Source organism: Wolbachia endosymbiont of Drosophila tristis (assembly GCF_028981745.1).
Taxonomy (GTDB): domain Bacteria; phylum Pseudomonadota; class Alphaproteobacteria; order Rickettsiales; family Anaplasmataceae; genus Wolbachia; species Wolbachia pipientis.
Genome location: NZ_JAPQLN010000095.1, coordinates 1 through 8,808 on the forward strand (window position 1 = coordinate 1; position 8,808 = coordinate 8,808).

At 37.0% G+C, this 8,808-nt stretch carries 11 protein-coding genes and 1 tRNA gene; 8 read left to right on the top strand and 4 right to left on the bottom strand.

Annotation, left to right across the window (positions count from 1 at the left end):
- From OZD64_RS03890 to tkt, 3 genes are all read right to left on the bottom strand, one after another.
- Window positions 1–280: IS5 family transposase (locus OZD64_RS03890; protein WP_044471353.1), on the bottom strand; the 280-nt coding region annotated here is incomplete at its 3' end.
- A gap of 257 nt (window positions 281–537) precedes the next feature.
- Entirely contained in the window at window positions 538–744 is a 207-nt protein-coding gene (locus OZD64_RS03895; RefSeq protein WP_138264940.1) for a hypothetical protein, read from the bottom strand.
- Between the two features lie 17 nt (window positions 745–761).
- Window positions 762–2,834, bottom strand: a complete 2,073-nt coding sequence (gene tkt / locus OZD64_RS03900) for a transketolase (RefSeq protein ID WP_138264941.1) — start codon at window positions 2,832–2,834, stop codon at window positions 762–764.
- 113 nt (window positions 2,835–2,947) lie between these two features.
- On the opposite strand from tkt, the gene rpsD reads away from it, so the two are divergent.
- The 8 genes from rpsD (at window position 2,948) to OZD64_RS03940 (ending at window position 7,739) form a co-directional block, all read left to right on the top strand.
- The gene (rpsD, locus tag OZD64_RS03905; RefSeq protein WP_010962555.1) at window positions 2,948–3,562 is read left to right on the top strand and encodes a 30S ribosomal protein S4; all 615 of its coding nucleotides are present in this window, start codon (window positions 2,948–2,950) and stop codon (window positions 3,560–3,562) included.
- Between the two features lie 9 nt (window positions 3,563–3,571).
- Window positions 3,572–3,658 (top strand) — tRNA-Leu (locus OZD64_RS03910).
- A 30-nt stretch (window positions 3,659–3,688) separates the two neighbouring features.
- Window positions 3,689–3,889, top strand: coding sequence for a Fe-S cluster assembly protein IscX (gene iscX, locus OZD64_RS03915; protein ID WP_038198703.1), 201 nt, complete (start codon window positions 3,689–3,691; stop codon window positions 3,887–3,889).
- A 418-nt stretch (window positions 3,890–4,307) separates the two neighbouring features.
- Window positions 4,308–4,649: a DUF721 domain-containing protein gene (locus OZD64_RS03920; RefSeq protein WP_010082513.1), complete on the top strand. Its 342-nt coding sequence runs from the start codon at window positions 4,308–4,310 to the stop codon at window positions 4,647–4,649.
- A gap of 37 nt (window positions 4,650–4,686) precedes the next feature.
- A complete protein-coding gene (gene rpmB / locus OZD64_RS03925; RefSeq protein ID WP_006279619.1) occupies window positions 4,687–5,001 on the top strand; it encodes a 50S ribosomal protein L28 in 315 nt (104 codons plus the stop codon).
- Entirely contained in the window at window positions 4,994–5,857 is an 864-nt protein-coding gene (gene lipA, locus OZD64_RS03930; protein WP_274999331.1) for a lipoyl synthase, read from the top strand. The genes rpmB and lipA overlap by 8 nt, the downstream gene beginning before the upstream one ends.
- 53 nt (window positions 5,858–5,910) lie before the next feature.
- Entirely contained in the window at window positions 5,911–6,627 is a 717-nt protein-coding gene (ubiE, locus tag OZD64_RS03935) for a bifunctional demethylmenaquinone methyltransferase/2-methoxy-6-polyprenyl-1,4-benzoquinol methylase UbiE (RefSeq protein WP_010962557.1), read from the top strand.
- Window positions 6,624–7,739: an FtsW/RodA/SpoVE family cell cycle protein gene (locus OZD64_RS03940; RefSeq protein ID WP_274999334.1), complete on the top strand. Its 1,116-nt coding sequence runs from the start codon at window positions 6,624–6,626 to the stop codon at window positions 7,737–7,739. Before ubiE ends, OZD64_RS03940 begins: the two co-directional genes overlap by 4 nt.
- A gap of 370 nt (window positions 7,740–8,109) precedes the next feature.
- On the opposite strand, the gene OZD64_RS03945 is transcribed toward OZD64_RS03940, so the two are convergent.
- Window positions 8,110–8,808 (bottom strand): Rpn family recombination-promoting nuclease/putative transposase (locus OZD64_RS03945; protein WP_274999335.1); only part of this gene is annotated, 699 nt, incomplete at its 5' end.

The window sequence follows — 8,808 nt, forward strand, 5'->3', positions numbered from 1 at the left end:
TTTTTCTTCTACTATATTTTGTAATTTCATAATTCATTTTCTCAAAAATTCCCTGCTTCTTCCATTGCCTGAACTGCTCATACACAGTCTTCCATAGCGGAAAATCATTTGGTAAATACCGCCATTGACACCCTGTACGCAATACATAGAAAATTGCTTCTAATATTTCTCTTTTGCTATACTTTGGCGGCCTTCCTCCTTTCTTGTATGATACTCTGAAGTGTTTTTCTATTCTTGCCCATTCCCTTTCGCTTAGATCTGTTGGATACTTTTTTCTCATCTTTACCCCGTACTAAAATTTCAGATATTATAGCCTTTTACTTGTTTCCGGACAACCTCTGAAGCCTTTTTCATTAATTGCATCATTTTTTGGTGGTTTTTTTTCATGGTTGTTTGGGTCTGACGAAGAAAAGTCTGACACACAACCTTATGATGATTCTTCTTCACCTGGGGTCGATCAATCAGTTGAACAAAATAATGGTGATCATAATGACCAGAGCAATGTGATTTGATAGTGATCTTCTACCGGAAAAGGTGTCATCCCAGTGCTTGACACTGGGATCCAGGAAACTTAATTGCAAGTAATGCATTGGGTTTGGTGAGTATGGGTTTTGCGTTATAGAATGAAGCACTTTTGGTGAATTTGTAAAGAAAACTAGATGCCAGTGTCAAGTGCTGGAATGACATCATCTTGGATGGAAATAACGTCACGTACTGGGATGACAAAGAAGAGTGGGCTTTCATATGGTTATGCAAGAAGTCTACTGAATGTAAACCAGTTTCTCACACACACATTTTACCACATGATCTGCGCTGATATTAAAATGCTCATAGAGTGTTTTATAAGGTGCTGATTCTCCAAAGCTTTTCATGCCAATAAATATACCGTTTGAACCTATATATTTATGCCAACCCATTTCACTTCCGGCTTCAATTGCAACTTTAATGCTGTCATTATTTAATATTGCCGCTTTATATTCATCGCTTTGCTCGTCAAAAAGCCTCCAGCATGGCATAGAAACAATCCTTGTACCTATACCCTTTTCCTGCAATTTCTCCCTTGCTTCAACTGCAATTTCAACCTCGGACCCCGTAGCAAATATCGTCACTTTTAATTCTTTTGAACATTCACACAAAATATATGCACCAAACTTCGATAAATTAGCAGATTGATCGATATCAGAGTAGAACTTGCGCATGTAACTTACGTTTTGCCTTGAGAGCGCAAACAGTGCTGGAGATTCTTTCTTTTCGAGTGCAATGCTAACACACTCCAGAGTTTCAACTGCATCGGCTGGCCTAAAAACATATAGATTTGGTATAGCACGCAAAGAGGCTAAATGCTCTATTGGCTGATGAGTCGGGCCATCTTCTCCCACTCCAATTGAGTCGTGAGTCATGACATACATAACCTGCTGCTTCATCAGAGCTGAAAGACGTATAGCAGGACGACAATAGTCGGAAAATACCAAAAAAGTGCCGCCATAAGGAAGAATCGCGCCGTGAAGTGCCATACCATTCATACATGCTGCCATAGCGTGCTCTCTCACTCCATAGTGGACATAAGAGCCACTATAATTATTGCTATTTATTACCTGCATGTGCTCATATTTAGTGCAATTTGACCCGGTAAGATCAGCAGAACCGCCGATTAATTCCGGCATAGACTCAGTTAAAAGTTCCATTACTCTGCCGAAAGAAGATCGAGTAGCTTCGTTTGGCATTAGCTCACATATTTGTTTCTTCAGGTCAGCTAAAACACCAGCGATATTATCTGGTAGATGTTTATCTAACCGTCTTTGAAGTTCTGCATGATACCCTGTCATCCCAGCATTCTCTTCTGTCATCCCAGTACTCTCTCTTGTCATCCCAGTGCTTGACACTGGGATCCATTCTTTTTCTTCTTTCCTGGATTCCAGCGTCACGCGCTGGAATGACATCGTGTAGTTTTGTTTTGCTCTCTCAACAGTTTTCTTCCAGGCATTTTTCACATCTTCTGGTACATGGAATGGTTCATAATTCCAGTTTAATTTCTCTCTCATCTGTTTTATGTCTTCCTCCGAAAAAGCACCACTGTGAGCAGAGGATGTGCCAGCACGGCTTGAAAATTTTCCGATAATAGTTTTGCAGCAGATCATTGTAGGTTTATCAGACTTTTTTGCTTGCTCTATTGCAAGGGATATGGCATCAAAATCATGGCCATCAATTTTGTCAACATTCCATCCATACGCTAAGAAGCGTTTCTCTACATCGTCAGAACAGGAAAGGCAAGTAGCGCCATCTATAGAAATATCATTATCATCAAAAAGAGCTATAAGCTTATTCAATTTAAGATGCCCAGCAAGTGATGCTGCTTCATGGCTTATTCCTTCCATAAGACAGCCATCCCCTAGCATCACATAAGTGTAGTGATTGATTCTAAACTGCTTTTCAAGTATCGATTCAGCAAGTGCCATGCCAACAGCAGCGGCAAACCCCTGACCGAGCGGGCCTGTTGTTGCCTCTACCCCGGAAGTCAAGCCGAACTCTGGATGACCTGGGGTCTTGGATCCCATTTGTCTGAAGTTTTTTAGCTCATCTACGCTAATATAACCTGTCAAATATAATATTGAGTATAGTAACATTGACCCATGACCGTTTGATAAAACAAAGCGATCTCTATTGAACCATTTAGAATCATCAGGATTATGATTCAGATATTTAGCAAACAAAACAGTTGCAACATCTGCCATGCCAAGTGGCATACCTGGGTGTCCAGAGTTTGCTTTTTGTACTGCATCAATTGATAAAAAACGGATGGCGTTTGCCATAGATTTTAAATGTGAATGATTCATGTGTTAATAGAAAAACTTAAAAATGAAGTATAAAAGATTATATCAGCAAAAACAAGTTGACACTGAGTGCTAAAATCCTTAATAATCTAAAGTTAAATCGTGAGAGTTTTTATATGACAACTGTTATCACTAGAAAGTATAGGATTAGCCGTAGACTTGGTGTAAATTTATGGGGTAGAGCTAAAGACCCAGTAAACAAAAGGAAATACCCTCCAGGTCAACATGGTATTCTTGGATTCAAGAAGTTATCCGACTTTGGTAAGCAGTTTGCTGCGCATAAGAAATTTAAGTTTTACTATGCGATTTCAAGTAAGCAGCTCAGACGTACATTTTTAGATGCTTATAACAGAAAGGGTTATACGGCTGATAATTTTATCGGTATCTTAGAATCGAGATTAAGTTCTGTTTTATACCACTCTGGTCTTGTTCCAACAATTTACTCAGCAAAGCAGCTCATATCTCACAAGCACGTTACAGTTAATGATAAGGTGGTTAACATATCGAGTTATCGAGTGAAGCCAGGTGATATAATAAAAATAAGAGAAAGGGCAGCAAAAATCCCTGTAGTAGTAGAGGCTGAACAAAAACAAGAGCGCAAGGCTCCGGATTATTTAGAAGCAGATAGTAAAGAGCATTCAGTGAAGTATTTGAGGTCACCTCAATATTCTGAGGTTCCTTATTCAGCAGACATGGAAGTCAATTTAGTAGTAGAGTTTTACTCTAGATAGATAAAAAAAGCCCGTGTGGCGGAATCGGTAGACGCAGCGGACTTAAAATCCGTGGGTTTTGCGACCTTGGGAGTTCAAGTCTCCCCATGGGCACCAATTTAACTTAGCAGATAAATACAAAAAAATATGAAATGGCTTGATATAGAAGATATTGTAGAAGCTCTGGAAGAAAAATTTCCAGATGAGAATATAATTAGTATTAGATTCACTGAGCTTAAAAAAAAGGTATTGAGTTTAGAGGAATTTGATGATGATGAAAAACGCTGTAACGAAAAAATACTCGAAGCTATGCAAGCAGCTTGGATTGAGGAAAGATTAACTGCATAGCAATAAACCATACGCAAACGTGATTTCTATTGCAATTTGCATATTGATTATGCTATTTTTTGGATCTAGCCTGGCAAGTTAATAATAATTTAACCAATTACAATTAAAACAGCTATAAGGTTAATTATGAGGCAAAACAAAAATTTTTGAATGGAACGATCTTGACAAGTGCTACGTTGAGATAAGTTTTGCATAAAAATACTGCTTTTACGGTGTGAGGCCAGAGGGTAGAGCCTTTGTAAAGCAGTTAGAAGGTTGTCATCTAAGTAGCGTGACCAGAGCTAGATTCCGCGAACACGCCGCGGAATGACGATTATGGTCATACCGTCACGGTATCTCACAAACATGTAGCAGTAATGACAAAATCTCAAGTTATATGTATACTTTTATATTATCTACTTACTAAAAAAACAGAAAAATGCTCAAACGTAGCGGTCCAAAAAAATTAAAGTCTATAATTGAAAACTATGCATTAAAATGCATGAAAAATAAGATTAGTAAAAATGAAATACGTCTTATTTTAAACTGGCGAAATATAGTAGGGAAAGAAATAGCAGAGTGTACAAAACCGAAAAAGATCTCATATGCACAGAATATAAATTCGGGTGTGTTGCATCTGGTAGTAACAAATGGCAGCAAAGCATTGGAAATTCAGCATATGATTTCTCTTATAATAGAAAAAATTACGATATTTTTTGGTTATAAAGCAGTATATGGTATAAAAATTAAGCAAGAGAGTATTGACTATTTGACTATATAAGGTAATCTAAGTACATAGAATAATTTGGTATATTGAAGTGAGTAGAGTTTGTGAATTAACAAATAGAAAAAAATCTTTTGGTAATAAGGTATCACATTCGAATCGTAAAACAAAGCGTACCTTTCTTTTAAATTTACATAAGGTTACGTTGACAAGTGATATATTGAATAAAAAGTTTAGATTTCGTGTGGCAACAAGAACTTTGAGAACTATAGATTACAAAGGTGATTTAGATGCTTTTTTGCTCAACACAAGAACGATTAAACTAAGTGAGAAAGCGCAGAAGATAAAAAGAAGGTTGAAAAAAGTTTTAGTAAAGCAAGAGGTAGAGTTAGCAGTTTCAGATGCATAGCAAACCTCAATGGCTCAGAGCAAAAGCTCCGACCGGTGAAGTATTCAATGAGACCTTAAACATCGTTAAACTGCATAACTTGCATACAGTGTGCGAAGAGGCTGCATGTCCAAACATTGGTGAATGTTGGAATAAACGTCATGCTACTGTGATGATTCTCGGTTCTGTTTGCACTCGTGCTTGTGCATTTTGCAACGTTGCAACTGGCATTCCTGATAAACTAGATCCTCATGAACCAGAAAATTTAGCAAAAGCAATAAAAAAGTTAAACTTAAAACATGTTGTCATTACTTCCGTTGATCGTGATGATTTGCCAGATGGTGGCGCAAATCAGTTTATACAGTGCATAGAAGAAATTAGAAAGATAACTTCAGAGACAACAATAGAGATTTTAACTCCTGATTTTTTAAATAAGAAAGGAGCATTTGAAGCAATCGCTGTTGCATCACCTGATGTCTATAACCACAATATTGAAACAGTGCCGAGATTGTATGCAAAAATAAGACCACGAGCTCGCTATTTTTATTCACTATATTTGTTGAAGATGGTAAAGCAGATTAATCCTAAAGTTTTCACAAAGTCAGGGCTTATGGTTGGTCTTGGAGAAACAAAAGAGGAAATACTTCAGGTTATGGACGATTTGCGCAGTGCTGAGGTTGATTTTATTACAATTGGTCAATATCTACAACCAACTCCAAAACATGCAAAACTTGATAGGTATGTTACCCCAGAAGAGTTTGAGCATTATAAATACATTGCTTACTCCAAAGGTTTCTTAGTGGTTGCATCAAGCCCACTAACTCGGTCATCATACCACGCTGAAGAAGATTTTAACAGGCTCAAGGCCTGTCGTTGACATTTGTGTTAATTCAAATTAATTTTTACTAATTATAAAGGAGTTTTTACGTAATGTCTACTATAAAAATCGAGAAGAAATCACAATTAGTTAAAGAGGTATTCGATTCCGTGGCAAGTCGCTACGACACCATGAATGATATAATGAGCCTCGGAATGCACAGATTATGGAAAGATAAGATGGTAAATAGTGTGCATTTTACAAAAAACTCTAAGGTTTTAGATGTTGCTGGAGGAACTGGAGATATAGCAATAAGAGTAGTAAGAAAAGAGCCAAGTGCTAAGGTTACAGTATGCGATATAAATCAAAACATGCTAAACAGAGGACGTGATAAAGCTATAAATTCAAACCAAATTAATTTTGATTGGGTATGTGCAAGTGCAGAAAGTTTACCATTTGAAGACTCCGAATTTGATTATTGCACAATAGCTTTTGGCATTCGAAATGTTTCTGACCGCAAGAAGGCTTTAAATGAGGCGCACAGGGTATTAAAACCACATGGGAAATTTATCTGCTTAGAATTTGCCCCTATGCACTATCAAAATGAGATATTTACCAAACTTTATGACTTATATTCATTTAAAGTAATTCCTAAAATTGGCAGCATAGTTGCTAAAGACAAGAGTTCTTATGAATATTTAGTGAGGAGCATTAGAGAGTTTCCAACTCAGGCTGATTTTAAAATGGAAATTGAAGAGGTAGGCTTTAAGAATGTTGAGTTTCATAATATGAGCTATGGAATAGTGGCATTACACATTGGAACAAAATGAATATTAAACTCTGGTATAGAACGCTGGATTATTATCTCATCCTTCCAGTGTTTTTTTTGCTCACTATAAGCTTCATTCTTGTTTATTCAGCAAGCCCTGTAATTGCGCAGCGTCTTTCTCTACCACAGGATTATTTTATACGGCGCCATACAATTTATATAGTCCTGTCACTAATTACCTTGGTGACATTTTCTTTTCTCAACACAAGAACTATACTTAACCTCTCATTCGCAGGTTTCGCTTTATTTACTATTCTAGTAGCAACTGCGATAATACTTGGTATAGAGGTAAAAGGTGCGAAACGATGGTTACATATTGTCAAAATTTCTGTTCAACCATCTGAGTTCGTAAGGCCATTTTTTTCTGTTGTTATAGCTAGTATCTTGGCCAGCGAAATGAAGTTTAAAATACACATATCAATCATAATATTTCTGTTAGTTTTTGTGTTGTTACTTTTGCAACCTGATTTCAGTATGTCTATGCTTTTAACATATTCTTTTATCGGTCAAATGTTTATTGCATGTATACCATTTTTATACTTTCTATGCATAATAGGAATGGCCACAACTGGAACTACAATAGCTTACTTATGCCTCCCACATATAAAGCAAAGGATTTACAATTTTGTCTTTTTTACGCAGCGCGATAACTTTCAAGTCACAAAATCATTAGAAGCATTCAAAAGAGGTCAATTAACTGGAGTTGGACCTGGTGAAGGTAGCGTAAAAGCCTCTCTTCCTGATTGTCATACAGATTTTGTGTTTTCTGTTTTAGCAGAAGAATTTGGTTTGATTACGTGCTTAGCCACATTGATGTTATTTGGCATCATTTCCGCCCGCTTGCTTTACATTGCATATAGGGAAAATGAATTATTTAATCTGTTGGTGATTCTCGGTATCTCAATGCAATTCATCACACAATTCATAATAAACATAGGGGTAACATTGAGTGTTTTTCCTACCACCGGCATAACCCTGCCGTTACTTAGCTATGGTGGTTCTTCTCTTTTATCTTCGAGCATCGCACTTGGCATAATGCTGTCTTTCAGTAGAAACCAAGCTATCGCATTAAAGTTTCGTGAGCGTGTTATGCTTGGAAGGTATATGAACTAAACTTGTACCGCTCACAACTATTATTGGTATCCCTCCAAAATGGGTATCTGTTCAGATGAGTGGCAAAATAAGGTAGACGAGAAAAGCAACTATAGGAACAAATGGGTGTCATGCAAGTAGCTGACACTGGTATCCAGTCCTTTTGCACAGTTCCATCAAAAACGTTGTAAAGCGCTTTCGTGTTTACCAACTTAGTGCCCAATCTGGATCCCAGACTGGGATGACAAAAAAAGGAGCACTGGAATTTTTGTTTCAGCATTAGCCATGCATCTGAACAGATACCAGAAAATATTCCACTGACATGCTGAACAACAAATACATCACTATGTCGTTTATCGCAAAAACTTATATTTTTCGTAACCATTCACACTTAATGCTGCAATTCTTTGATCTCACTCATAGAAAGACCAGTAGTTTGAGCTATAATATTAAAAGAAACACCTGCTTTAAGTAGATTCTTTGCGACTTCAATTTCCCTCTCTTTTCTACCTTCCTCTTTAGCAAGATCAAGTCTGTATTCAAGAATGGCTTCTTCTTTGCGCAGATCCATTATTCTTTCTTCATAAGTTATTAGATCTTTTTCATTCCAGTGAAACTTATCTAATTCATCATATGCTAGCTTTATTATTGGTGATTTTTCCGCAATTTTTCTGAGATCTTCGTCCGTTGTTTCATCTGCATATTTGAAAAAAAATAGCCAACGGTCTACTACACTTTCTAGTTGTTCTTCTCTACTCTTAGGAAATTTTGGCAGCTCTATGAAGATAAATTGAAAATCTTTTAAGTCATGCTCATTGGTTTTTTCATCTCTTATGGTATGGCTAGATATATAGTCAAGCTTATCAGGGAATAAGGTACAATTTGAAATCGCGATAAAGAAAATCTTCTTTAAATCAACGTATTTACCAGATTTATCAGCTTGTCTTGAGTAAGCCTTAGCAGCATAAAGTTGTGCGCGTTTTTCAAAGCCTTTATCACGAGCGAGCTGGTTAGGTAAGGAAGTAGTATTGCTACTACTCCCTCCCTTAGAAACGCAGCATGCAGGTTTTCCCACACTACGCTTGAGCCC

Excerpts from the sequence above, each read along its gene's own strand:
- OZD64_RS03895 (WP_138264940.1), bottom strand. The coding sequence starts at position 744 with ATGAAAGCCCACTCTTCTTTGTCATCCCAGTACGTGACGTTATTTCCA.
- tkt (WP_138264941.1), bottom strand. The coding sequence starts at position 2,834 with ATGAATCATTCACATTTAAAATCTATGGCAAACGCCATCCGTTTTTTA.
- rpsD (WP_010962555.1), top strand. The coding sequence starts at position 2,948 with ATGACAACTGTTATCACTAGAAAGTATAGGATTAGCCGTAGACTTGGT.
- iscX (WP_038198703.1), top strand. The coding sequence starts at position 3,689 with ATGAAATGGCTTGATATAGAAGATATTGTAGAAGCTCTGGAAGAAAAA.
- OZD64_RS03920 (WP_010082513.1), top strand. The coding sequence starts at position 4,308 with ATGCTCAAACGTAGCGGTCCAAAAAAATTAAAGTCTATAATTGAAAAC.
- lipA (WP_274999331.1), top strand. The coding sequence starts at position 4,994 with ATGCATAGCAAACCTCAATGGCTCAGAGCAAAAGCTCCGACCGGTGAA.
- ubiE (WP_010962557.1), top strand. The coding sequence starts at position 5,911 with ATGTCTACTATAAAAATCGAGAAGAAATCACAATTAGTTAAAGAGGTA.
- OZD64_RS03940 (WP_274999334.1), top strand. The coding sequence starts at position 6,624 with ATGAATATTAAACTCTGGTATAGAACGCTGGATTATTATCTCATCCTT.